The organism is Hoeflea ulvae, from assembly GCF_026619435.1.
GTDB classification, from domain to species: Bacteria; Pseudomonadota; Alphaproteobacteria; order Rhizobiales; family Rhizobiaceae; genus Hoeflea; species Hoeflea ulvae.
Genome location: NZ_JAOVZQ010000001.1, coordinates 4,910,675 through 4,934,752 on the forward strand (window position 1 = coordinate 4,910,675; position 24,078 = coordinate 4,934,752).

Genomic DNA, 24,078 nt, shown 5'->3' on the forward strand with positions numbered 1-24,078 from the left:
CTTGCAGGAGCCGACCGCTCAATCCGGAAAAGATGCTGTCAGATTTCATGGAGATTGCCCGGCGGGAATTGCGCGATGGTGAGGGTCCGACGGTCGTCAAGGTTTTGCGGGGCACGGGCTAGTTCCCTTCCATGATGCGTCGTTCAACCGATAGCCGCTGGCTGCTGTACAGCCTCCAGCGTGCGCGGATGAGTTGCTCGATGCTGGAAAGGCGGCTTTCGGCCAGCCGCGCGTCACCATGGATATGGTAGATCAGTTTCAATCCACCCTGCCGTTCGACCAGTTGCGCGGTGATCTGGTCCAGAACCGGTTCGACCGAGGCAAGCGGCTGAGCGCTGCCCTGATAAAACGCCCTGCCGACCAGATCGACGCTCACCACCTGCGCGGTTGTCACGCCGAAATTCATCTTCGTGGTCTTTCCGCGTGTCAGCCGCACCACGCGCGGATTTTCGGTGGTCAGACCGAAGCCTGCCGGCAATGTCCGGGTGTCCAGCTTGAGGATGAAGTTCGATCCGCTGGCCGCGTCCGGCAAGGCGGCGCAAGGCACATTGTAGCGGCCATGCCTGTCGGTGGTGATCAGCATGCCGCCGACCGTGGCCAGGCGAACCCCGGGAAGGCCGCGCTCGTCTGTATCCTGGGCGCCATTGCGGTTGCGGTCTTCAAACACCTTGCCGATGACATCGCCGCAATCGAAGACGTGATCGACCTCGATGCGCACCGTCGCCTTGCCTGCAGGCGCCAGCGCATTGCCGGTGGCCGGGTCTGTCAGATCGGCCTGATTGACATAGTCACCCGGCTCGGCACTGGCGGGCACGCGGCTGTTGAGCGTGATCGTTATGTTGCCGAAGGCCGGTATGGTCAAGCCCTCGAACCGGACGTCACGGCCGTCGGCAACCGGCGTTGCCGCAGCGCCGTCGATGGTTGCCGAACCGGGCTCCAGCCTGAAGCCGATCGGCAACCGGTCGACCAGGTTCACAAGCCCGACCCCGAACGGATTGATGTTGCGAAGCACGATTGTATAGGCCGCCAGGCCGCCACGCTCGACCACCGGCCGCGCCGCGGTCTTGACCACGCTCAGCCCCGTAGAGGTAATGGCCACCGCCGGATCCAGGGGAATGTGGTTGTTGGTCACATCCGGATCACCGGGCTGCAGCAGGAATGCGAGATAATAGGGTGTGGGCGAACCGGCGGGCGGCGCTGCGGAACTTGCCGAAAGTTGGCAGTCGCCGCCCGGCACGGCATCGCCCGGACAGCTTGTTGCGTCGAGCGCGCCCGCTTGCGGCGGCGCCACGAGCGACGGGCGGGGTTCATAGCCGGAATAGCCGGTGATCGCGATCCGGTATTCGGCTTCCGCCGCCGGGCATTCGACCGACGCACCGCTGACGATGTCGAACCGGTAGGCACCATCGGCACCGGTCGACTGAGGCTGTTGCCCCGGCAAAAGACAGATGGCGGGCAACGGCACACCGGCCGACGTGGTCACCTGCAATTCGACGCCGGCAATCGGCAGTCCGGTCGCGGAACTGTAGATGACGCCGCGCGGATCGATGGGCTGGTCCTGCTGGGTCAGCGCGGTGGTCGGACCGAAGGTCAGGTCGCGGATGGCTCCGACCGCAATTCCCGTTTCGGCATCGCTGAACACCAGCATATAGCCCGATCCCGGAGCGAAACCGCGCAGCTCATAGGTCCCGTCCGCGGCCGATACCGTCGACTTGACCACCGTATTGTCGAGAATGAGCTCGACCACATAGCCCGGCTGAGCCGGATCGCTGCCGGGATTGTAGCTGTTGTCGCTGTTCTGATCGAAATAGACCGTCCCGGAGATCGCCGGCACGCTCGCATCAACCGGCACGGTGACCGTAGCCGTGTCGCAATTGGCCGGATTGGCGATTTCGCAGATGCGGTAGATGATCGCGTAGGTTCCGGCCGGCACGCCGGACGAGACGCTCACATAGCCATCGATGGGATTGAGCACCGGGACTTCGGCCCCCGTCGTTGCCGGAACCGCTGGCGTGACCACTGTCAGGGTGACCGACACCGCCGACGCTGCCGCTCCATTCAGGGTATCATTGCCGAGCACGTCGACGATATTGAGCGATTCGACGCCATTGGGGACCATCGGTGGATTGTCATCATTGGCAATGACCGGCGCGGCGGCAAAGGGCGTGGCAGTCGGATCGTCATTGCCCGTGCCCGGGCCGGGCGTCGCAGTGCCATTGCCGTCGGCCGGGTTGGTGCTGTCGGACAGGTCGCTGACCGAGGCTCCGCCTGGCGTATAACCCGTGGCTGTCGCCTGGTTGGAGATCGAGCCCGCGGCAAGATCGGCTGCCACCAGCGTGTAGCTCGCGGTGTAGATCCAGCTTTCGGACAGATCGAGCAATGAATTGGAATTGGTGTCGCCGCTTTGCAGCGCAGGTACCGGCATGGTTCCCGTCCCGGTAAATCCGGTTTCGGTCAGAGCGACGCCGGACAGCGCGACACTGCCGATATTGGTGACGGTATAGCTGTAGGCAACGGTTTCGCCGGCCTGGACAACGCCGTCGCTGTTTTCATCATTGAGCAAGGCGGACTTGATCACGCCGATTCCGCCGGCTCCGACCGTCAGGGAAACAGTGGCGGTGCTGCAATTGGTCGGGTTCAGCGTCTCGCAGATCTGATAGTCGAAACTGTAGGCCCCTGATGCGATGGTCGCGGTGATATCCACCGTGCCGTCGGTATTGACGGTGAAACCGGTTGGAATCGTGCCGGACGGGGTGGCCGTCACCGTTGCCGATGTCGCAGCCACGCTGTTGAGCGTGTCGGGGCCATTGCCATTGCCGGCCAACAGGTCGATGGCTCCGGTCTGGTTGACCGTGCCGTCGACCGGATCGGCAATCGTGTCGTCTCTGGCGAGGATGGGCGCGTCGCTCAATGACGTCGAAGTGGGGTCGTTGTTGTCCGGCCCCGGGCCGGGCGTGCCGGTTCCGTCGCCATCGGCGGGATTGGTGCTGTCGGAGAGATCGCTGACCGACGTTGCCGACGGAGTCTGGGCGGCCGCTGTCGCCTGGTTGGACACCGAACCCGCGGCAAGGTCGCCGTCCACCAGCGTATAGTCGGCGCTGAAGATCCATGTTTCGGTAAGATCGAGCCTGGAATCTGCGTTGGTATCGCCGCTTTGATAGGCCGGCACCGGCAATGTGCCGCTACCGCTGAATCCGGTCTCGGTCAAAGTGACATTTTCCAGCGCGGCACGTCCATAGGCGGTGAGCGCATATTGATAGGTGATGGTCTCGCCTGCCTGGGCGAAACCATCACCGCTTTCGTCATTGAAGCTGGCGCTCTTGACCGCGCCGATGGCCGGATACCAGACGGTGACCGTGGCCGAATTGGAGACCTGGTCCAGCGCATTGGTGTAGACGTAACTCAGGGTCGCGGCATAGCCCTTGAAGGCGGTATCGGGCGTGAAAGTCAGCTTGCCGGTTCCCTCATCATAGGACCAGGCCCCCTCGCCCGGCACCACGAAGGAGGCAACATCGCCCTGCCCGTCCAGAACGATGCTGGTCGCCCCGGCTGGCGGTGTCAGATCGACGGAAAGCTTGCCATATTCGGATGGCAGCAGGCCGTTATTGTTGGGCGGATTGTCGTTCGCGGTGGCGTTGGCATCATTGTCGAGAATGCTCAGCACCGTGGCCACACCCGGCGTGCCTTCCTTCTCGTCATCATTGGCGACCGGAGGCACGAAATCACCGCAGATAAAGTCATAGGTCGTGAAACTGGAATAGGTCGGATTGTCGAGCCGGATGTAAAATCCATTGTCGGCGGTCCGGCCCATGAGGAAATTGGAGGTGTTGGGATAATTGATCTCGACGCCGGATTCGGGTTCCTGGCTGTAATTGTCGTCACCGATCAGCGTGAACACTTCCGGATTGGACCCGACGGTACTGAAAGCCCGCCCGGTGGTGGCGCTGGTTTCGATGCGCACCCATTCCACATTGCCCGCACAGACTGGTACGAAGATGCGCTCATTGTTGGGCCCGTCCACGTCGTTGAACTGGACATGCACATCCGCGACCACGGGAACGCCGCCGGAATTGCTGGCGAGATTGTAGGTGCCCGCCTGGTACAGATACCATCGGACCCAGATGTCGTCCTGGCCGACAGATGTGATTGCGGGGCGGCCGTTCTCGGTCGACGGATTGTGGTCGAGGGTGGCTGTTTCCAGGACGGCGACGATATCGACCGTCGTGGCGCCGACGGAGCCTGCATTGGTCCATATCGCACGCTTGCCCTGCCCGGTGCCGGTCACCGTCGGGGCGCCGACATTGTTGATCACCAATTGCTGGGCATGGGCACCGCCTGGCGCGAGCCAGACAAGCCCCGAGAAACTCAGCACAAGACACGCCAGGAACCGCAGCAAGCAATATGCCATGTTATGAAAATGTCCGCGCGCTGCCTGAGCCATAAAGCTCTCCCCGGTCGAAGTGGTTTGCTGGCTTATGAATGGCCTGACTTCGCACTGACGGTTTTTTCAACCTTTTTGCCGAGCACGATGACGTCCACTACGACCGTCCAATCTGGACCGGCGCTACCCCCACGCCAAAATAGTGAAATCATGTTTAATATTGGGTTAATGCAGCACGCCTGCCGACCAATGCGCTGCCGGCAAAGGATTCGAAGCCTGTAGACGGCATTTGTTGATCAACGATTCGGGACGTTTATGCCGGCCGCGGGTTCCTGTCTGGAGCCACGCACGCAGCGCGGTGAAAATCCAAATCTCGGGACCGGATCATCATCCATTATCCAGATCGTGGGGAGCGTGGTGGCTAGGTGTCTGCGGCGGTTCCGGCAGTCATCGCCGCCTTGGCGGCCAGCTCGACAAACAGCCGGTATTCCTCCTCGTCGAGTCCGGGCAGGATTTCCTGCTGAAGCCGTTCGACAACCGGGCGAATTGCATGGAGCAATGCCGCTCCCTCATCGGTCAGCGACAGCTCGCGCGCCCGCTTGTCGCGCCGATTGACCTTCCGGCTGACCAGCCCCTTCTGCTCAAGCCGATCGGCGACCGCGCCGATGGTGGCCCGGTCTTTTGCCACCGCATCGGAAAGTCGGGCCTGATCCATCCCCGGGCTCTGCCCGATCGCATCAAGAGCGGCAAATTGCACCGGCGTGAGGTCGAAACCCGCTTCCCTGGTGCGCAGCATGAAGACATGGGTCGAAATCTGGTGCAGCCGCCGGATCAGGTGTCCGGGCATGTGTGAAACCTGTGTCATCGCGCCTCGCAGTTTTGCACAACCATTGCCTGCCGCCACGGGAAGGACGCGGTCCGACCGCAGTCTAAGCGCAAGACTGATATCTGTACATATCATTTGAAATCCTGACCGCTCTGCGGTATTGGTATGTAGGCATATTATATTGGGAGCCTGGCCATGCAGTATCATCTCGACGGTTTTCGCCCCGGCGATCCCGAGGTTTTCGATGCAGCAGTCGATCGTCCGCTGCAGGATCCGGATTTTTGCGATTCGGTGGATGTGCTGATTGTCGGCAGCGGTCCCGCCGGCCTGACGCTCGCCGCCCAGCTTGCGGCATTCCCGGAAATCAGGACCCGGATTGTCGAGCGCAGGCCATCGGCCCTGGAAAAGGGCCAGGCTGACGGCATTTCCTGCCGTTCAATGGAAATGTTCAACGCCTTCGGCTTTGCCGAAAAAGTCCTCAAACAGGGCTATTGGGTCAACGAAACAACCTTCTGGAAGCCAGACCCCGAGACACCGGAGCACATTGCCCGCAACGGACGCGTTCAGGATGTCGAGGACGGGCTCTCGGAAATGCCGCACATGATCCTCAATCAGGCGCGTGTGCACGACATGTATCTCGAGCTGATGCGCAATTCACCCTCGCGGCTGGAACCCGACTACGCGCTCGAGCTCGCGCAGCTTTCCGTCGACCCGGCGGGCGGCGCCTATCCGGTAACCGCCACGCTCGCGAGGCTGGATCCCGGCCGCGAAGGTGAGACGGTCACACTCAAGGCGCGCTATGTGGTCGGATGTGACGGTGCCCGCAGCGCGGTGCGCAAGGCCATCGGGCGGGAACTGTCGGGCGATTCCGCCAACCAGGCTTGGGGCGTCATGGATGTGCTCGCCAGCACGGATTTTCCCGACATCCGTTGCAAGACCCTGATCCAATCGGCAAGCCAGGGCAACATCATCATCATTCCGCGCGAGGGCGGCTATCTGACCCGGCTCTATATCGAGCTCGACAAGCTGGATTCGGGAGAACGGGTCGCGACCCGCAACCTGACCATCGACCATCTTGTTGCGGCAGCTCAGCGCATTTTCCGCCCTTTTTCGCTCGACGTCAGGGAGGTGGCGTGGTGGTCAGTCTATGAAATCGGTCAGCGCCTGACCGACAAGTTCGACGATGTTCCCGCCGGCGATATCGAATCCCGGCTGCCCCGCGTCTTCATTTGCGGCGACGCCTGTCACACCCACAGTCCCAAGGCCGGTCAGGGCATGAATGTGTCGATGGGAGACGCGTTCAATCTCGGCTGGAAACTGGTGAGCGTGCTCAAGGGGCAGTGCCGGCCTGCGGTCCTGCACAGCTACTCCGCCGAGCGGCAGGCTGTCGCAAGGGATCTCATTGCCTTCGACCGGGAATGGTCGCGCATCATGAGCGCTCCGCCCGAAGCCATCGAAGGCGGCGAGGACGGCGAGATTCCGGTCTTCCAGCGCTATTTCATCCAGCACGGCCGCTACACGGCCGGCATGTCGGTCAAATACCAGAGCTCTGAACTGACCGGCACGCAGCAATGGCCAGCGCTCGCCCCGGGGTTCGAAATCGGCACGCGGTTCCATTCCGCTCCGGTGGTGCGCCTGGCCGACGCCAAGCCTTTGCACCTTGGTCATGTCGTGCAGGCCGACACACGCTGGCGGCTTTTTGCCTTCTGTCCGGATCAGGATCCCTCAAGCAAGGACTCGGCGATTGCCAGGCTCTGCCGCTTTCTGGCGGAGGACCCGGCCTCGCCCGTCCGCCGTTTCACAGCACCCGGCCAGGACATCGATGCCGTATTCGATGTCCGCGCGATCTTCCAGCAGGGCACGCGTGAACTGGCGCTGGAAACCCTGCCCGGGCTCCTCAAACCGCAAAAGGGCCGGCTCGGGCTCGTCGATTACGAAAAGATGTTCTGCCCCGACCCCAAACATGCTCCCGACATCTTTGATGCGCGCGGCATCGACAGGACACGGGGATGCCTGGTGATCGTGCGCCCGGACCAGTATATCGGCCATGTCCTGCCGCTTGATGCCCATGAGGAACTGGCCGCATTCTTCGGCGCCATCATGCTGGAGCCGGCACCGCCATCTTGAGACTGTGCCGGTCCCGGATTTCCTGCAGGCGGGAGATCATTCAGCCGCAAGCATCTCCTTGGTGTCGACCAGGGTGCGCCAGTCGACATCCTTGGGATAAACACCTTCGCGCGACGCGATCCGGGACTGGACGACACGTGGTTCCTTCGTGCCGATCGCGGGGCCGCCATCGGCAACCTGCCGCGCCGCATCCACCATCAGACGCCGGAACTCGACAATGGCAAGGTCCGAGGCGCCCAGCACGTCATTGGTGCGATCGACGATCGGTCCCATGCTGACCCACATGATGATGTCCTGATTGGGAATGCCCGGCACGCCGGTGAAGCTGCCATTCTTCATCGCCTCGCGGTCCTGAAGGAAGTCATTCTCCAGTGTGCGCTTGGAGCGCCATTTGTGATCGACATCCTCACCCGGAACACTGTGATTGAACCGCCGCCATTCTTCGGTGCTCGGCACGTTCGGCCCGCCCCAGGCGATGAAGTGAAACGCCGTCTCCTCATCGCTTATCGGAACGATGACACTGGCGACCTTGTAATTGTTGTTGGGCGGAATCAGCGAATAATAGGGTGCGACGAATTCGGTGATGCGCAGATAGTGGTGGGTCTGCGCGTTCTTGATCGGCTTGCGGATCGCGGCATAGTGAAAACCGTAACTCGTCGTTTCGGTCTGCATTCTCGGCGCCTTGTCGGTGGACGGACGGTACCAGGCCTTCTCATCCGCCGATGCGCCCTCCACCCGTGCCGGCTTCATGTCGGACGAATGCAGCGACGACGAATGCGCACTGTCAATCTGCCCTTCGTGGATCTGGGCCCAGTTTGCCGGAACCCGGATCTTGAGGATCGAAACCCGGGTATCCTCTGTCGGAGCAAAGGCGGGTGGATCGAAGGCGGGAACCTGCTCCTTTTCGCCCAGCCAGGCCCAGACAAAGCCGCCCCACTCGCGGGTCGGATAGGCGCGGTGGGTGACCTTGTTCATCAATGGGCTGCCTTCCGGCTCTGACGACATCGCCACGATGTTGCCGTCAACATCCATTTTCCAGCCGTGATAGAGACAGCGCAGACCACATTCCTCGTTGCGGCCATAGACAAGCGACGCCCTTCGATGCGGACACAGCTCGTCGAGCAGGCCAACCTTTCCGTCGCTGTCGCGAAAGGCCACGTAACGCTCGCCAAGAACCTCGACCAGCAGCGGCTTGCCATCCTTTTCCAGCACCTCTTCGATGAGGCAGACGGGCGTCCAGTGCTGGCGCATCAGCTGCCCCATTGGCTTGTCGCTGCCGACACGCGTGAGAATGTCGTTCTCTTCTGGCGTGAGCATGGAACCTCCTTGGGGATTTCGTTAGATAGCTTAGGATTTTTATAACACCTTTCCGCTCCCGTCCAGCTATTGACACAAAATAGTTAGCTTTCTAAGTACATACCGGAAAGCCAGTGGGAGGAGCCCATAAGATGAGCGATAGGAACGATACGATCAGAATGGCAGTGGCTGCCCGCCGCTCACTGACGCCATCCATCATGGAGTTTGTTCTCACACCTGCCGAAGTCACGACCCTGCCCGGCTATGGGCCCGGAGCGCATGTAACCGTGCAGACACCGTCAGGCGCCATGCGGCGTTACTCGCTGACCGGTGCTGGCGACGATCCGAAGCAATATGTCATTGCCGTCAAGCGCGAGCCCGCATCCCGCGGTGGCTCGCAATCCATGCACGACGACGCCACCGAGGGGACCGAACTCCTGGTCCAACCGCCGGAGAATGATTTCTCGCTGAAAAAGGCGCCGAAATACCTGCTGATCGCCGGCGGCATCGGCATCACCCCGATCTTCGCCATGGCCCGCCAGCTCGAAAGCACCGGTGACGATTTCAGCATCATTTACTGCACCAGGAATGCGGAAGAGACCGCCTATCTCGATGAGCTGACCGAAGCCTATGGCGCGCGGGTCCTGCTGCATCATGACGACGGAGATCCCGAAAGGATCTACGACTTCTGGGACCATTTTGCCGAGCCGCAGAACATGCATGTCTATTGCTGCGGGCCGAAACCGCTGATGGAGGAGATCAAGGCGATCTCCGGACACTGGCCGGAAGGCCGCGTCAATTTCGAGGACTTCAAACCGGTCGAGGTGATCCGCCCCGACGATACCGCCTTCGATGTCGAGCTGGCGCGATCTGGCAAGACCGTCACCGTGCAAGGCGACCGGTCCATTCTCGAAGCGGTGCGCGAGGCCGGCGTCAAAACCGTGAGTTCCTGCGAAAGCGGAACCTGCGGCACCTGCAAGACAAGACTGATCTCCGGAGATGTCGACCATCGCGACATGGTGCTGATGGACGAGGAGCGGCAGGACCGCATCATGATTTGCGTCTCGCGCGCCCGCAGCGGAGGCCTGGTCATTGACCTCTGAGGCTGCACCTGTGGGCATTGGCGTGATCGGGCTGGGGCGGGGCTTCGTGCTGATGCTGCCCGCATTCCGCAATGACCCCCGGGTGAAGCTGGTTGCCGCCTGTGCGCCGCGGCAGTCCTCGCGCACCGCGTTCCAGTATGAGTTTGGCGGCAATACCTATGAGGATGCAGACAGCCTCTGCGCCGATCCGGCCGTGGAAATCGTCTATGTCGCCACGCCGCACCAGTTGCATTGCGAGCATGTCATTGCCGCAGCCATGGCCGGCAAGCATGTGCTCGTCGACAAGCCGCTCGCCGTCACGCTCGACCATGCAGATCGCATGATTGCCGCTTGTCGCGATGCCGGAGTCCATCTCCTCGTCGGGCCAAGCCACAGTTTCGATGCGCCGGTGCGGATTGCCGGGGAGCTGATCGAAGCCGGCGAACTGGGCAAGGTGCGCATGATCAATGCCTTCAACTACACCGATTTTCTCTATCGGCCGCGCCGGCCCGAGGAACTCGACACCGGCAAGGGCGGCGGCGTGCTGTTTTCGCAGGGCGTGCACCAGATCGACATCGTCCGCCTGCTGGCCGGCGGCCTCGGCGAAACCGTGACGGCCCTGACCGGAAACTGGGACCCGGCGCGCCCGACCGAAGGCGCCTACAGCGCGCTTGTTTCCTTTGCGGGAGGCGCATTCGCCTCGCTGACTTATTCCGGCTATGCCCATTTCGACAGCGATGAATGGATGGGCTGGACCGGCGAACTGGGAGCGGAGAAGGATCCGCAGACCTATGGTGACGCGCGCCGCAAGCTCGCCGCAGCACGTTCCGCCGACGAGGAAATCAGGCTCAAATCGGCGCGGACCTACGGCTCGGGCGACATGCCGAAACCGGCGACCCGGCACGAGCATTTCGGTCCCATCATCGTCTCGCTGGATCACGCCGATCTCCGCCTCACGCCCGAGGGCGTTCATGTCTATGGCGACACAAGGCGCGAATTTCTGCCGGCGCCGCCACTGCGCACCCCGCGTACGGAAGTGATCGACGCGGTCGTCGGCGCCGCTCGCGACGAAACCCCGCCGGCGCAGACCGGCGCCTGGGGCCGCGCCAGCCTCGAAATTTGCCTGGCGATCCTGGAGTCGGCGAAATCCCGCTCCACGGTAACGCTGAAACACCAGACCGGGATATAGGGAAACAGCACATGGGCGCCTTGGAACTTTCAATCGCAATGGGCGATTACGACCGCACACGCGCAATCTCCGACGGGCGGATCGGCATTGACGGGGTCAGCCCCAATTGCATGCTGCTGTCACCCGAAGAGATGTTTTTCCGCGCCTTCAGGCACAAGGCCTTCGACGTCAGCGAACTCTCGCTGTCTTCCTATTCGATCTCCGTGGCGCGCGGCGATCCGCATTATGTCGCGGTTCCGGTGTTCCTCTCGCGCGCCTTCCGCCACACCTCGATCTATGTCCGCAAGGATCGCGGCATCGATCGGCCGGCCGACCTGCGCGGCAGGCGGATCGGCATCGCCGAATACCAGCTGTCTGCCAATGTCTGGTTTCGCGGCATCCTCGAGGACGAATATGGTGTCAGGCCCTCCGAGATCGAATGGGTCCGCGGCGGCATGAACACCGCCGGCCGGCCGGAAAAGATCAAGGTCGAGCTTCCCGCCGATATCCGCGTCAGTGAAGCGCCCCAGGGCGCGACCTTGAACCAGATGCTGGTGGATGGCGAGATTGACGGCTTCGTCGGCCCGCGCGCGCCGCTGTGCTTCGACCAGGGCCACCCCGATGTCGGACGGTTGTTTGACGACACCGTGGCGGAAGCCGAAAGCTATTTCCGCAAGACCGGCATCTTCCCGATCATGCATGTGCTTGGCGTGCGCCGATCGCTGGCCGATCAGCACCCCTGGCTTCCCGGCGCCCTGCTCAAGGCCTTTACCCGTGCCAAGATCATGGCCGAGGAAGCCCTTGCCGACACGTCTGCCACCAAGGTCACCATGCCGTTTGTCGAGGACAATCTCGCCCGTGCAAAGGCGCTGATGGGCAACGACATCTGGCCCTACGGCCTGGCCCCCAACCGCAAGGTGCTCGAGACCTTCCTTGGCTATCATCACGCCCAGGGGCTCTCGCCGCGCAAGGTCGGGGTCGACGAGCTCTTCCATCCCGCGACCGTCGAGGCGTTCAGCCTGTGACCGGCGCCGCAGCCCACAGGATCAAGGCATGAAATACTCTCCCGGCGACATTGTCGAAATCGAAACCGGCAAAGGCCTTGCCTATGTGCAGGTGACCCATAACCACAGCTCCTATCCCGAGGTGGTCCGGGCGCTGCGCGGCACCCATGCCAGCCGGCCCGATGACCTCCAGGCGCTTGCCCGGTCTCAAACAGACTTTTCAGCGATGATTGCCCTGGCAAGCGCCGTCGAAGCCGGACGCATCACCGGGTCGAGAATCGGCAGTGCGGCCATTCCGGAAGAGGACGCCAAATTCCCGACCTTCCGCATGCCGATCCGCGACAAGCAGGGTGGCATTGCCTATTGGTGGCTGTGGGATGGCCAGGGGCTTAGCTATGAGACGGAGCTCACGCCCGAAGCCGAGCAGTTCCCCATGCGGGAGGTGATGGCCGCGGAAACGCTGCTGCGCCGGCTTGCCCGGTAGGCCTGCTTCCGGCCCGGGGACGGCGTCAGGCGGAAGCATCCTTGTGGTCCGAAATTCCGGCCAGCAGATTGACCTGGATGGCCTTGAGATATTCGAGCAGTGCAGACCGCTCCCGATCAGAAAAACCGTGCACGGAACCGTCAACCACGTCCTTGGCCAGCGGCATCAGTTCCGATCTCAGGGCCTTGCCCCGCTCGGTCAGGTAGATGTTGATCTTGCGCCGGTCGTCCTCGTTCTTGACCCTGCGAACCAGCCCGGTCTTTTCCATCGACTTGATCGCGGTCAGTGTCGTCGGCTCCATGGTGCCCACGACCAGTGACAATTCACGCTGGGTCATGCCGTCCTCGTGCCACAGCGCCCGCAGGAAATACCACATCCCGAGCGTCACGCCATGCGGCTCGATCTTCTGCTGCAGGCTCCGCTGGAACAGGCGCGACGTCTGGCGGATCTGGTATCCGACACTTTCCTCGAACGGAAGGACGGGGTCCTTCCCGGATGCTTCCGGATCCTTGTCTGAGAACGCATCCATGCCTAGAGCTCCACGCCTATGGTCCGAGTCCGGCCTTCGCAATCCTCAGCCGGACGAATTCCCTGCTTCCGATTTCGTCCGTACCTGCCCGACATTACCTTGAATCCGCAGCAGGATGGTGCCTGCGGCAAGCGCTGTCAACGCCAATGCCACGGTGAAATATCCGGCCGCAAGAAACAGCAACCCGGAGGCCGCAAAGATCAACCGGACAAACCACGGCAGCGGCGCGTTCCAGTATCCTTCCGCAGCAACCGCGATCATCAGCAGGCCGCAGACCGCGCTGGCTGTGGTGAAGACGATCTCCCAGAGACTGCCCTGCATCAGCAGGCCCTGATTGTAGACAAAACAGAACGGGATCAAAAAGGCGCCGATCGCGATCTTGACCGATTGCGCCGCGATCCTGAGCGGGTTGGCATCGGCAATGGCGCTGGCCGCATAGGCCGCAACTGCCACCGGCGGCGTCAGCGCCGACATCACCGCGAAATACAGCAGGAAAAGATGCCCGGGTAGGTCTTCCACGCCAAGCGCCCGCATCACCGGCGAGATCAGCACCGCGGCCAGAATATAGGCGCTTGGCGTCGGCATGCCCATGCCGAGAAGCGTCGTCAGTGTCGCCGCGATCACCAGGGACGAAAACAGGTCAGCGCCCGAAAGCAGAAAGACCAGGGTCGAGAATTTCGACGCAAGGCCGGTCATGGTGATGCCGCCGATCACCAGACCCGCGGCCGCACAGGCGCCGGCAACCGGCACCGTCCGCAGGCTCGTTTCGGCAAGAATGTCGTAGATCGCCCGCGGGCCCAGGCGTGTCGACTTGCGAAACAGCGAGACGATGAACACCGCGATCACCCCGTAGACCGCCGCATAGGTCGGCGTATAGCCTTCCACCAGCGCCCAGGTGATGGCGATCAGCGGCACCACGAAGAGCCCGCCTTCCCTCAATGTCACTCCGAGCGTCGGGATCAGCGACCGGTCGACCGGCGCCAGGTTCTCGCGCTTGGCGCGCAAATGGACCTGAAGATAGATCGGCACGTAATAGAGCAGGGCCGGGATCAGCGCCGCAAAGGCGATGTCGATATAATCGATGCCGGTATATTCGGCCATGATGAACGCGGCAGCCCCCATTACCGGCGGAAGCAGGCTGCCGCCGGTCGACGCGGCAACCTCGACGGCGCCGGCAAATGTCGCCTTGTAGCCCATCCGCTTCATCATCGGGATGGTGATGGCGCCGGTGGTTACGACATCGGAGGTCGGGCTGCCGGAAATCGTGCCGTAAAGACCCGAGGAGATGACCGCGATCTTGGCCGGGCCGCCGGGCGAGCGTCCGGTCAGATAGGACGCGATATTGAAGAAGAAGGCGGAGCCGCCGGCCTTGGCAAGCGTGGTCCCGAAGAACACGAACAAAAAGGCATAGGTCGCAGCGACCCGCAACGGCACTCCGAACAGTCCGTCCGTGGTGAAAATGGTGATGTCGAGAAAATGCTCATAGGTGATCAGGCCATGGCCGAGGACGCCCCCCAACTGGTCGCCAAACAGGTTATAGGCCAGGAATATCAGCACGATCAGCGTCAGCCCGACCCCGACGGTCCGGCGCATTGCCTCGATCGTCAAGGCCAGGATCAGCGAGGCGAACACGACATCATAGGTCGACAACGGATCGAGCAGGGTGATGCGCTGGGCGATGATGTCGGCTTGCGAGACGAAATAGATGCCGGTCAGACCCGACGCGAGCGCCAGCGCCCAGTCGAAAAAGGGAATCCGGTCACGCGCGGAATTCGCCGTGGCCCCGGTCATGACAAATGTCAGAACCAGCATCAGGGACAGGAATGTCATGATGAGAGTCAGCGAATCGGCGCGCGAAAACGCCGCCGCATACACCGTCCAGACGGCAGTGCCGGCAGCAAAGGCCTTCACCAGGTGGCCGACGGCACCATCGGGGGTACGACGGGCCCCGGTGTCAAAAAACAGTCTGATCATGTGGCTCGGTGCCTGTCCTTGCAGTCTCGAAGAGGACATGCCGGGGCGGTTGGCTGCCCCGGCATGGGATGGATCAGTAGCCTGCGTCTTCGTAGATCTTCTTCGCAGCCGCATGGTAGGGCACCGTCTTGGCGCCTGCCATCAGTTCCACATCGAGCGGAGCCATCGCCTTGTGCACCGACTGCAACTGACCGGCATTGTCGGTCAGCGCCTTGGCGATGTCATGCACCATCTGCTCGTCGGCATCGGCACGCACGAACAGCTGCGCCGAAACGGTGACGGTGAGGATGTCCTCGTCGGTCCAGTCATAGGCGGCATTGGGGATGGTGAAGCTCTTGATGTCCCACTCATCCACCACCTTCTGGGCGGTCTCTTCCGTGATCGGCAGCAATTTGACATCGATCGCCGATGCAAGTTCGCGGATCGAGCTGTGATTGACGAAGAGCGAATTCAGGATCATGTCGATGCGCCGGTCGCGCATCAGGTCGCCCTGCTCGCCGGATGCCGCGAACTGCACGTCGCCGCCCCAGGAATCGATCTCTTCCGCGCTGGCGCCGATGGCATTGAGCATCGATTCGCCCACGGAACTGACGACATTGCCACGCCGGTTGAGCGCAATGCGGATCGGCAGCTTCTGCGCCGCGATATCCTCGAGTGTGGTCAGATTGTGCTCTTTGGCGTAATCGGCGCTGACAATCGCCTGCATCGGCGCCCAGGTATAGAGCTGTGCGATCGTCGCCATGCTGTCGATCGGCGCCTTGAACGGAGCCTTTCCACCCAGCGCCAGCTTGGCTTCGGCATCGTGAATGATCGCCAGATCACAGGTACCCTTGTCGAGAAGCCCGACATTGGCCAGTCCGCCGCCGGAGGTCTGATAGGTGACGGTCGATCCCGGATACGACGTCTTCACCGCCGCATCGATGCCAGCGCCCAGCAGGCTCCACAGCCCGCCCGGGCTCGCCCCGCAAAGCGTAAGATTGTAGGTTTGTGCCGAAGCCGATGCCGCCGAAGCAAGCAACAGCGCCGCCGCACCGGCAAGGGTGCTCTTGAACGATAGTGTCATGAAATTCCTCCCTCAAGCTGCAATCTTTAGATTGCTAACTGTTTCAGCATAGAGGGCGCTTGACGACATTGTCAACGCACCACCAGCGGGCTTCATGCCCCCTCGACAGCCACCTGCAAAACGCGATAGTAGCTACTCTCTTAGAATGCTAAGGATCGGGGATCGGAAGATGGCTGGCCACCGGTCGGGAAAGGGACGCGGAGAATTGCCCCGACCGCTTAGCAGAGAAAACAGGAAAACAAGGCCTCACGGCCTGTCATGACCGAGCAGTTTCACACCAGAGGGAGACAGAAATGAGCGAAGCGACATTGAGAGATCATGCCATCCAGCAACTCGTCCTGGCCAACAGGATCCTCGCCCATGAGAACGTCATTGACGGATTCGGCCATGTCAGTGTCCGCCACCCGACCAAACCGGACCGCTTTCTGCTGTCGCGATCGCGCAGCCCGGAAGTCGTGACCCGCGATGATATCATGGAGTTCGCGCTCGACGGCACCCTGGTCTCGGACGACCCGCGCCGTCCCTATGCCGAGCGCTTCATTCACGGTGCGGTCTATGAGGCACGCTCGGACGTCATGTCGGTGTCCCACCACCATGCGCCGGCGGTGATCCCGTTTTCCCTCACCGACATCGCCCTGCGGCCGGCCTTCCACATGGCGTCGGTGATCGGCGCCCATGTTCCGGTCTGGGACAGCCAGCCGGAATTCGGCGACACCAACATGATCGTTGATACACTCGAGATGGGCCGTTCCCTGGCCAAAACGCTGGGCAATGGCCGAACCGCGCTGCTGCGCGGACATGGCGCCATCTGCGCTGCGCCGGACCTTCGCGCCATCTGCATGGTATCGATCTTCATGAAGGACAATGCAGAGCTGGTCCTGAACACGCTGCCGCTGGGGCAGCCGAAATATCTCACCGGGGGCGAGATCGACAAGGCCGGTGCGATGCTGCTGGGCGACATGCCTCTGGCCCGCGCATGGGACTACTGGACCGCCAGAGCCGGCTTCCCCGGCATCTGACACCGGGGCCGCAGTCACCAGTCCCGGCGACTGAGAATCAGCCGCGAAATTCGCCTTCGTTGTTCTCGTGCTCGTCGTGGTGAAGTTTCCAGTCTCCGCCTGCCGGCTTTTCGGTGGTGGCGTCGTCGGACCCGGTGATCACCCGCGGCGTCGCGCTTGCGACGCCGTTGTTGGTGCTGTGCTTTTTCGGCCTTGCAAACTGTCCTTCCGCATCCTTGTGGATGGTCTCAGCCTGCGTCTTGCCCTTTTTCTGCTCGGTCATTGCGCGTCGCTCCCCGTCTTTCCTGCGTCAGCAAGGGTGTTGCGATCAGGATCATTGAGGTTTTCGTCATTGGCATCGCGATCTTCCTCCGGGTTATCCTTCGCCGGCAGGTAGCCACTCGGACGTGATTCCTCCGGCCCCTCCCATCGGGGCTTCTGCGCGGTCGTTCCGGCCGCGCCGTTTTCGGGATCTTCCTTTTCCATTGTCCTGTCTCCATTGCTTCTCATGGATCAAACCTGCACCTGCCGGTGTCCGCGCGCGGGCTGCTATGGCTGCTCCCTCACACCGGGCGCGGCTTCGCGTATATCGGCATCTTCCAGATCGCTGGGAACCACATAAACATCACCGTGCTGACGGATGGCCTCGCGCCTGGCGGCAAGATCGGGCGACTGCTCCGGGCCTGCTTCGCCCTGCTCCATGTCATATTCCCTTTCCGCCTGGGCCCAGTGTTCGGCGTGCTTGCCTTGGGGAAAGCCTTCAGCTTCCCAAAGCTGGTGAGCGCGCTCGCGGATCGTCGTTTCCCTGTCCATCACATGTCTCCTTGTCTTTCCTATCAACAAGGGTTGTGGCGAAAAGTTCCGCGAAAGGGATCAAGCCGGTGCGGAACCCGCTTCACTCACAAAGACAGGGCTTTGGGCCAGCAGTTCGGCGACCGGTGACCCGTCTTCCAGCACCGTCTCTCCCCACCATTCAGGCGGCGGAACACAACGATCGCCCGGAACCAGCACCTGGCCGCAATGCAGCACCACCACGCATAGAAACTGCTCGGCCCCATGGACCCGCCGAAAGGCAAGCACGTGATCGGCGCGGGGACCGCTAACCGTGACCGGGAGATAGCTGCCTTGAGCAAACAGGTCCGGATTATGGCGTCGCAATTGCAGCAATTGCCGGATCAACCTCAATTTGCCACCTCCAGCCAGCCTGTCATCGGGGGCGGGCGCGCCTGCAAGAAGACCCTTGCGCTGCTCGTAATCCACGGCACGACGATTGTCGGGATCGACCAGGCTGAAATCGGCAAGCTCGCAGCCCTGGTAGAGATCCGGCACGCCGGGCATGGTGTACCGCAACGCCACCTGCACCAGCATATTGCCGAGCGCCGCACTTGAGGTCATCGAGACCAGGTCCTGAAGATCGGCAAGAAAACCTGACCGGTCGGCGGGATCGAGCAGCGTCCGGACCAATGTTTCACAGCGCTGCTCATAGGCTTCCTGCGGCGCCTGCCAGGAGGACCGCAGCTTCGCCTCCCGCAAGGCCTTTTGCTGCCAGGCAACTATCCGGTCAGCAAAGGCATCAAGCCCGGCGCGGTCCGGGACCTGCAGCTCTGGTGGCCATGCGCCAAACAGCGTCTGGTAGAGCATGTAGCGATCAGCCGCATCGACACCCTCCGCTGCGGCACCGGCCAGCCGGTCCCACTGCGTCACCCGTTCGCGCCACATATCCGGGATGTCGCCGAGCACCGCCAACCGGGCGCGGACATCCTCTCCGCGTTTGTGATCATGGGTTGCCGTGGCGAGCATAGCTCCCGGAAAATCCTTCGCCCGCGCCATCGCCAGGCGGTGAAATTCTGTTGCCGGCAAGGCGAAGCGCGCCGCGTCGAACCCCACATCGGTGCGCGAAAGCAACAGGCCGTAACGATAGAACGCCGTGTCCTCGACGGATTTTGCGGCAATCGGCGCCGACAACTGCTGGAAGCGCTGCACGGCCCTGGCGGCAAGACCCGCATCGCCCGGCCCCGTGCCAGCGAGCCAGTCCAGGATCCGATCGACCACCATGCCTTCACCCGGTGGGGTGAAACGCGCGGCGCGCTGGCGTACTGTGTCCCGGATGCCGGCGTCACTGGACGGCGCTGCGGTCCCGGTGCCATAGGTGCGATAGACTGGAAACACCCACAACATGCGCCGGATCGCCCGGCGCAGCATTCCGCCGGTCAGACCTGCAGTCTCGTCCCTTGAGCGGGCGAGCGCCTCAAAGGCTGCCACACAGGCGTCGAGTTGTCCGGTAAATGCCCAGTCCAGCATCTCCTGCCGGGCCAGAAGTTCCTCCTGGTGAAAATCGAGTTCGCGTCCGCTGAACGCCCGCCACAAGTCCTTCATCGGCGCTTCCCCCGCCGGATCGTGCAGCAATGCCGATACCTGCTCCATGAAATCATAGCCGCTGGTGCCGTTTACGCCCCAGTCTGCGGCGAGGGCTTCACCCGGCCCGAGGATCTTCTCGATGATGATATAGGCGGGACCCTGCGGCGCGCTTTCCGGACGAGAAATGGCATCAAGCCGGGTCCGCAGCAGACGGCAATAGCCGGCCGGATCGGTCAATCCATCGACATGGTCGACGCGGACGCCATCGATCAGCCCTTCACCATAAAGGCGAAAATAGAGCGCATGCGTGGCCTCGAAAACCTCCGGGTCTTCGATCCGAAGTCCGGCAAGCTCGCTGATGGTGAAGAAGCGCCGCCAGTTGAGCACGTCATCCGCCGTCCGCCACCACCCGAGACGGTAATGCTGGCGTTCGAGCAGCGACGACAGTTCATAGCCTTCCGCATTGTCCCGGACGAAATCATGATCTTCCGGCCGCAGCGGAACCCTCTGCTCGCCATAAAGCACCACTGCCGGTTCGTCACCGGAAACGTCGACAGCTATATGACCATCGGCAAGTGTTTCGGGCAGCGGCGCCCCGAGCAATGGCAGCAACAGCTTGCGGCTCCAGTCGATATCGAAGAATGACGCATAGCGGCTCGAACGGCCGTTTCGCAGCACATCATTCCAATAGAGATTTTCCCCACCGGCCACACCCATGTGGTTGGGCACGATATCGATGATGATCCCCATCCCGCGGGCGCGCAATTCGGCAACCAGGCTGCGGAAGGCCTCCTCGCCGCCCAGTTCGGGATTGATCTCCGTCGGGTCCACGACATCATAGCCGTGCATCGAGCCGCGTGTCGCCACCGTGATCGGAGAGCTGTAGACATGGCTGATTCCGAGGCTGTCCAGATAGCCGACAAGAGCCTGGGCATCGGCAAATGTGAAACCCTTGTGGAACTGGAAACGGTAGGTGGCGCGCGGGGTCATCGGGTCCTTGCCTTGTTGAGCCGGTCAAGCCGGGCGGCGACGTTCGGGCGAGAGAGCATAGTGTTTGTGGTGTCAGGCATGCGGCGGCGCCAGTTGGGATGCTCGTCAATGGTTCCCGGCAGATTGGGCTGTTCCACCAGACCAAGCACGTCCTCCATCGGGATTATGGCAAGCTGGCTCGCGGTCGCGCCGACATGGGTGACGGCGGCATCGACGAAATCGTCCGTGGATTCCGGGTCGGGTTGCACGCCGGCAGCGTTGCCGGCCGCCTCGAAACTGTCCCAGAGCAGGCGACGGTCCCGGGCACGCACGGCGCGATCGGCTGCCTCGTCCCCGGCGCGGGAGGTCCGGCCCAGTTGCCATGTCCAGTCGATGTCGCGGCCCCGCCACCAGCCTGCCACCGTCGGCAGATCGTGGGTACCGGTCATCGACGCGGCCCGGCGGTCCCACTGCTGCGGCGGTATGAAACCGCCCTTCTCGTCGCGCTCGAACCAGAGAACGCGCATGCCCAGGATCTCCCGCGCCTCCAGCCTGTCGCGCAAGCCCTCCGGGACGGTTCCCAGATCCTCTCCGATGACAATGGCGCGGGCACGGTGTGATTCGATGGCGAGGATCTCGCAACATGTCCTCGAGCGGAGAGCCCAGATAGGCGCCCTCGCTTGCGGCTTCGCCGGCCGGCACCACCCAGAGCCGGCTCAGACCGAGCGCGTGATCGATGCGAATTCCGCCGGCATGGTCCAGCCCGGCGCGCAGGGTGGCAATGAAGGGCGCAAAGCCCGTCCGCCGCAGCGCCGCAGGGGAAAAGCTGGTTATCCCCCAGTTCTGGCCATCAGGCCCCAGAACATCCGTCGGCGCACCCACCGACACCCCGGTGAGCAATTCGTCCCGCTCACTCCAGGCGTGACTGCCGCCGGGATCGAGCCCCACGGCAAGATCGCTGATCAGGCCGATAGCCATGCCCGCCTTGATGGCCGCCTTCTGGGCAGCATCGAGACTGGACTTGGCGAGCCATTGGCCGAAAATGAAAAACTCCACCTCATCGCGATACGCATCGGCAAATTCCTTGACCGCAGCATTCTCGGGATTTTGGTAAGCCACCGGCCAATCCTGCCAGCTTGTGGCGCCAGTGGCATGAAAATGCTGGTGCAGCACATCAAAAACGGCGTGTTTTTCGAGCGCAGCTCCGCCCCTGGAGCAATAGGCGTCAACCTCTGTCCGGACCTGATCGCTACGGTTCGCAAAGGCTGTCCGCAGAGCGGCCAGCTTCTCGGGAATGGCGCGCTGCCAGTCGATGAATTCGCCGGTGAGCTCTGAGGCGGGAACCGGATGGCCGACCAGGGCCGGATCGCCGAACAGGATGTTGAGAAAGGAACGGCTCGACGGTGCGTAAGGACTGAACCGGCGGGAATCGGCGGGAAACAGCGCGTGAGTCGGACTGATCGCCAGCGCGTCGGCGCCGGTGGCGGCGAAGCTTATTGCAGCGTCCGCAAGCGTTCCGAAATCGCCAAAGCCGAGCTGGCGGTTATCGCGCAAGGCCGGCACCTGCACAGCCGCACCCCATGGTTTTCGGTCCGGGGCGATGTCAGCAATCGAATAACACCGCGATGGAGCAACCGCGACGCGGAGCATCCGCCCCCCTGCATGCAATTGGTGATAGCCGGTCACGGCAACCGGCGGAAGGATCAGGCCGCGCCGGTCCCGGCGCACTTTTATCGCAACTTCCTCGCCGGTTTCCAACATCAGCGTCGCCGCGCCGGGCTCGCACCAGTTCCGGGGCAAGACCACCGCCTGACCGGCATCGGCGGAAACAAAATTCGTTTCCTGTTCCGCAGCGCGCAAATGCTCAAGGCTGCGCGCGATCTCCGCCGCAGACCCGGCCGGCAGGTCGAGAGCTGCCAGCACCTTGCGCAGCGCATCGTCACCGACGCGCTGGCCGATGCCTGTCGCGTCCACCCAGTCGATCTGCAATCCGGCACGGCGGGCGAGTTGATGCAGCGCGGTCATCGGTTCAGCCATGCAGCAAAACTGGCCGGGCCTCCGGCTTCGCCGAGAGCGAAGAGAAGAGCGCCGGAAGGCGCCGGAAACTTCACCCATCCATCGCCGAGATTGAGCGCAATAGTGAGTGTCGACCCGTCAGCCATGCGCCAGCGTGCTGAAACCGCCTTGTCGCCCAGAACCTGCGCGTCCTCTCCCCGCGCACCTTTGAGCCGGGGGACGATATGCTGGTGCCGCAACGCGATCAGGTCTGCGTAGAAGCGGAGCCATTGCGCGCCGTCCGGTCCCGGTCGCGGCACCGAGGCCTCGAAGGTGGCATGCGCATTCGGATCGGGTATCTGCTGCCTTGTCTCAGGGTCGGAGAAAGCCTCGAATCGGGAGAACTCTTCGCGCCGGCCATTGCGCACCGCCTCGGCCAGTTCGTCATGGAAATCGGTGAAGAACAGGAAGGGCGAATGGCTACCGACTTCGTCGCCCATGAACATCATCGGGATCTGCGGGCACAGAAGCAGCAGCGCCGTGGCGGCACGAAGCCGCGCCGGATCGGCGAGCAGCAGCAGGCGCTCGCCCAAAGCCCGGTTGCCGACCTGATCGTGGTTTTGCAGAAACGAGACAAAGGACGTGGCTACCAGATGGCCGCTTGGCTTGCCGCGCGGGCCGTGGCCGGCGTCCTCGCCCTGATAGACAAAGCCTTGCGACAGGCAGCGCGCCAGCATGACGGTGGGATCATCCGCAAAGCCTGCGTAATAGGCCTCGATTTCCCCTGTCAGCAGCACATGCATCACATTGTGAAAATCGTCGTTCCACTGTGCATCATACTGCCCCGGTAGAAGACGATCGGCGTCATTGTGCTCGTTCTCCAGCACCAGGTGGATCTGGCGGTCGGGCAGGGCCGAACGGATCTCGGCCGCCATCTCGTCAAGAAACGCTGTATTGCCGATCGCGTGCACGGCGTCGAAGCGGAGCCCGTCGAAACGGTACTCGTCCAGCCACATCAACGCATTCTCGATGAAATAGCGACGCACCGGGTGGCGCATCACCGCCACTGCCCCGCCCCAGGGCGTGCTGGCGCGATCATCGAAAAAGCCGCTGGCATAGGAGCCGATGTAATTTCCGTCCGGACCGAAGTGATTGTAGACCACGTCCAGCATGACCATCATTCCAAGCCCGTGAGCCCGGTCGATGAGCGCCTTGAGCTCATCGGGTGTGCCATAGTCTTCCGCCACCGCATAGGGCAGCACGCCGTCATAACCCCAGTTGCGGGTGCCGCCGAAATCTCCCACCGGCATCAGCTCGATGACGGTGATGCCGAGATCCCGCCAGTGCTCGAGCTGGTGGGAGACCCCGGCAAAACCGCCCAGCACCCCGGCATGCAGCTCGAGAATGACCGCTTCCTCCCATGGCCGCCCGCACCAGTCTGTATTTGTCCACCGGTAGGCGTCCGGGTCTGTCACCACGCTCCACCCGTGCACGCCGCCTGACTGCTGGCGCGAGGCGGGATCGGGAACAGCAAGATCATTGTCGAGGATGAACCGGTAGCGCGTGCCCGGCGGCATCACGGCATCGACCTCGAACCAGCCCTCCGGCGCGCGGTTCATCGGCAACACTGCACCGTCGCCGATCTCCAGGTCCACGGTTTCCCGGTCCGGCGCCCAGAGCCGGAACCGGGCCTTTCCATTTGCTGTGCCTTTCGGTCCCCAGTGCATCTATTCCACCTTGTCAGTTCCGGCGACAAGCATGACGGCCCGGTCACGCACCTCGATCTCGCCGCCGATTTCGTATTCTTCGCCTTCGGGATCGGCA

The 24,078-nt window shown here is 62.5% G+C and carries 18 protein-coding genes and 1 pseudogene; 6 read left to right on the plus strand and 13 right to left on the minus strand.

Going from position 1 to position 24,078, the window contains the following annotated elements; all coding sequences use genetic code 11:
* Window positions 1-118 precede the first annotated feature (118 nt).
* Together OEG82_RS23280 and OEG82_RS23285 are read right to left on the minus strand one after the other, a co-directional pair.
* Window positions 119-4,408: a DUF7507 domain-containing protein gene (locus tag OEG82_RS23280; protein WP_267614743.1), complete on the minus strand. Its 4,290-nt coding sequence runs from the start codon at window positions 4,406-4,408 to the stop codon at window positions 119-121.
* Between the two features lie 394 nt (window positions 4,409-4,802).
* On the minus strand, window positions 4,803-5,228 hold the full coding sequence (locus OEG82_RS23285; protein WP_267614744.1) for a MarR family winged helix-turn-helix transcriptional regulator: 426 nt from the start codon (window positions 5,226-5,228) through the stop codon (window positions 4,803-4,805).
* Between the two features lie 174 nt (window positions 5,229-5,402).
* Here OEG82_RS23285 and OEG82_RS23290 point away from each other — a divergent pair, with 174 nt between their 5' ends.
* A complete protein-coding gene (locus OEG82_RS23290) occupies window positions 5,403-7,334 on the plus strand; it encodes an FAD-binding monooxygenase (protein ID WP_267614745.1) in 1,932 nt (643 codons plus the stop codon).
* 36 nt (window positions 7,335-7,370) lie between these two features.
* On the opposite strand, the gene OEG82_RS23295 is transcribed toward OEG82_RS23290, so the two are convergent.
* A complete protein-coding gene (locus OEG82_RS23295; RefSeq protein ID WP_267614746.1) occupies window positions 7,371-8,651 on the minus strand; it encodes a Rieske 2Fe-2S domain-containing protein in 1,281 nt (426 codons plus the stop codon).
* Window positions 8,652-8,782: 131 nt separating this feature from the next.
* Between OEG82_RS23295 and OEG82_RS23300 the strand changes: the two genes are divergently transcribed.
* Genes OEG82_RS23300 through OEG82_RS23315 form a run of 4 tightly spaced genes read left to right on the plus strand, consistent with a single transcriptional unit; the run spans window position 8,783 to window position 12,368 of the window.
* Window positions 8,783-9,733: a PDR/VanB family oxidoreductase gene (locus OEG82_RS23300; protein ID WP_267614747.1), complete on the plus strand. Its 951-nt coding sequence runs from the start codon at window positions 8,783-8,785 to the stop codon at window positions 9,731-9,733.
* Window positions 9,723-10,901 (plus strand): Gfo/Idh/MocA family oxidoreductase, encoded by a 1,179-nt coding sequence (locus tag OEG82_RS23305; RefSeq protein ID WP_267614749.1) that lies wholly within the window; start codon window positions 9,723-9,725, stop codon window positions 10,899-10,901. The genes OEG82_RS23300 and OEG82_RS23305 overlap by 11 nt, the downstream gene beginning before the upstream one ends.
* An 11-nt stretch (window positions 10,902-10,912) precedes the next feature.
* Window positions 10,913-11,905: an ABC transporter substrate-binding protein gene (locus OEG82_RS23310; RefSeq protein WP_267614750.1), complete on the plus strand. Its 993-nt coding sequence runs from the start codon at window positions 10,913-10,915 to the stop codon at window positions 11,903-11,905.
* 28 nt (window positions 11,906-11,933) lie between these two features.
* On the plus strand, window positions 11,934-12,368 hold the full coding sequence (locus tag OEG82_RS23315) for a plant Invertase/pectin methylesterase inhibitor family protein (RefSeq protein WP_267614751.1): 435 nt from the start codon (window positions 11,934-11,936) through the stop codon (window positions 12,366-12,368).
* 25 nt (window positions 12,369-12,393) lie between these two features.
* On the opposite strand, the gene OEG82_RS23320 is transcribed toward OEG82_RS23315, so the two are convergent.
* The 3 genes from OEG82_RS23320 to OEG82_RS23330 all read right to left on the minus strand — a co-directional run bounded on the left by OEG82_RS23320 (window position 12,394) and on the right by OEG82_RS23330 (window position 15,934).
* Window positions 12,394-12,897: a MarR family winged helix-turn-helix transcriptional regulator gene (locus OEG82_RS23320; protein ID WP_267614752.1), complete on the minus strand. Its 504-nt coding sequence runs from the start codon at window positions 12,895-12,897 to the stop codon at window positions 12,394-12,396.
* Between the two features lie 45 nt (window positions 12,898-12,942).
* Window positions 12,943-14,871 (minus strand): TRAP transporter permease, encoded by a 1,929-nt coding sequence (locus tag OEG82_RS23325; protein WP_267614753.1) that lies wholly within the window; start codon window positions 14,869-14,871, stop codon window positions 12,943-12,945.
* A 73-nt stretch (window positions 14,872-14,944) separates the two neighbouring features.
* Window positions 14,945-15,934 (minus strand): TAXI family TRAP transporter solute-binding subunit, encoded by a 990-nt coding sequence (locus OEG82_RS23330; RefSeq protein ID WP_267614754.1) that lies wholly within the window; start codon window positions 15,932-15,934, stop codon window positions 14,945-14,947.
* A gap of 293 nt (window positions 15,935-16,227) precedes the next feature.
* Between OEG82_RS23330 and OEG82_RS23335 the strand changes: the two genes are divergently transcribed.
* Complete coding sequence (locus tag OEG82_RS23335; protein WP_267614755.1) at window positions 16,228-16,953, plus strand: class II aldolase/adducin family protein; 726 nt, start codon at window positions 16,228-16,230, stop codon at window positions 16,951-16,953.
* Window positions 16,954-16,990: 37 nt separating this feature from the next.
* Here OEG82_RS23335 and OEG82_RS23340 read toward each other — a convergent pair whose 3' ends face one another.
* The 7 genes and pseudogenes from OEG82_RS23340 to treZ all read right to left on the minus strand — a co-directional run bounded on the left by OEG82_RS23340 (window position 16,991) and on the right by treZ (window position 23,981).
* Entirely contained in the window at window positions 16,991-17,215 is a 225-nt protein-coding gene (locus OEG82_RS23340; protein WP_267614756.1) for a hypothetical protein, read from the minus strand.
* Complete coding sequence (locus OEG82_RS23345; RefSeq protein WP_267614757.1) at window positions 17,212-17,418, minus strand: hypothetical protein; 207 nt, start codon at window positions 17,416-17,418, stop codon at window positions 17,212-17,214. The genes OEG82_RS23340 and OEG82_RS23345 overlap by 4 nt, the downstream gene beginning before the upstream one ends.
* Window positions 17,419-17,481: 63 nt before the next feature.
* A complete protein-coding gene (locus OEG82_RS23350) occupies window positions 17,482-17,745 on the minus strand; it encodes a DUF2934 domain-containing protein (protein WP_267614758.1) in 264 nt (87 codons plus the stop codon).
* A 60-nt stretch (window positions 17,746-17,805) separates the two neighbouring features.
* Window positions 17,806-20,280, minus strand: coding sequence for a malto-oligosyltrehalose synthase (gene treY, locus OEG82_RS23355; protein WP_267614759.1), 2,475 nt, complete (start codon window positions 20,278-20,280; stop codon window positions 17,806-17,808).
* Window positions 20,277-20,927 carry a 4-alpha-glucanotransferase gene (locus OEG82_RS23360; RefSeq protein ID WP_324288991.1) on the minus strand — a complete coding sequence of 217 codons (651 nt, stop codon included), beginning with the start codon at window positions 20,925-20,927 and terminating at the stop codon, window positions 20,277-20,279. Before OEG82_RS23360 ends, treY begins: the two co-directional genes overlap by 4 nt.
* 28 nt (window positions 20,928-20,955) lie before the next feature.
* Window positions 20,956-22,374, minus strand: a pseudogene (locus OEG82_RS23365) (4-alpha-glucanotransferase); the annotation flags it as partial.
* Entirely contained in the window at window positions 22,281-23,981 is a 1,701-nt protein-coding gene (gene treZ, locus OEG82_RS23370; protein WP_267614760.1) for a malto-oligosyltrehalose trehalohydrolase, read from the minus strand. The pseudogene OEG82_RS23365 and the gene treZ, both read right to left, overlap by 94 nt.
* Window positions 23,982-24,078: the final 97 nt, after the last annotated feature.

Bases quoted from the DNA above. Each gene is read 5' to 3' on its own strand.
- OEG82_RS23280 (WP_267614743.1), bottom strand. From the start codon at position 4,408: ATGGCATATTGCTTGCTGCGGTTCCTGGCGTGTCTTGTGCTGAGTTTC.
- OEG82_RS23285 (WP_267614744.1), bottom strand. From the start codon at position 5,228: ATGCCCGGACACCTGATCCGGCGGCTGCACCAGATTTCGACCCATGTC.
- OEG82_RS23290 (WP_267614745.1), top strand. From the start codon at position 5,403: ATGCAGTATCATCTCGACGGTTTTCGCCCCGGCGATCCCGAGGTTTTC.
- OEG82_RS23295 (WP_267614746.1), bottom strand. From the start codon at position 8,651: ATGCTCACGCCAGAAGAGAACGACATTCTCACGCGTGTCGGCAGCGAC.
- OEG82_RS23300 (WP_267614747.1), top strand. From the start codon at position 8,783: ATGAGCGATAGGAACGATACGATCAGAATGGCAGTGGCTGCCCGCCGC.
- OEG82_RS23310 (WP_267614750.1), top strand. From the start codon at position 10,913: ATGGGCGCCTTGGAACTTTCAATCGCAATGGGCGATTACGACCGCACA.
- OEG82_RS23315 (WP_267614751.1), top strand. From the start codon at position 11,934: ATGAAATACTCTCCCGGCGACATTGTCGAAATCGAAACCGGCAAAGGC.
- OEG82_RS23320 (WP_267614752.1), bottom strand. From the start codon at position 12,897: ATGGATGCGTTCTCAGACAAGGATCCGGAAGCATCCGGGAAGGACCCC.
- OEG82_RS23325 (WP_267614753.1), bottom strand. From the start codon at position 14,871: ATGATCAGACTGTTTTTTGACACCGGGGCCCGTCGTACCCCCGATGGT.
- OEG82_RS23330 (WP_267614754.1), bottom strand. From the start codon at position 15,934: ATGACACTATCGTTCAAGAGCACCCTTGCCGGTGCGGCGGCGCTGTTG.
- OEG82_RS23335 (WP_267614755.1), top strand. From the start codon at position 16,228: ATGAGCGAAGCGACATTGAGAGATCATGCCATCCAGCAACTCGTCCTG.
- OEG82_RS23340 (WP_267614756.1), bottom strand. From the start codon at position 17,215: ATGACCGAGCAGAAAAAGGGCAAGACGCAGGCTGAGACCATCCACAAG.
- OEG82_RS23345 (WP_267614757.1), bottom strand. From the start codon at position 17,418: ATGGAAAAGGAAGATCCCGAAAACGGCGCGGCCGGAACGACCGCGCAG.
- OEG82_RS23350 (WP_267614758.1), bottom strand. From the start codon at position 17,745: ATGGACAGGGAAACGACGATCCGCGAGCGCGCTCACCAGCTTTGGGAA.
- treY (WP_267614759.1), bottom strand. From the start codon at position 20,280: ATGACCCCGCGCGCCACCTACCGTTTCCAGTTCCACAAGGGTTTCACA.
- treZ (WP_267614760.1), bottom strand. From the start codon at position 23,981: ATGCACTGGGGACCGAAAGGCACAGCAAATGGAAAGGCCCGGTTCCGG.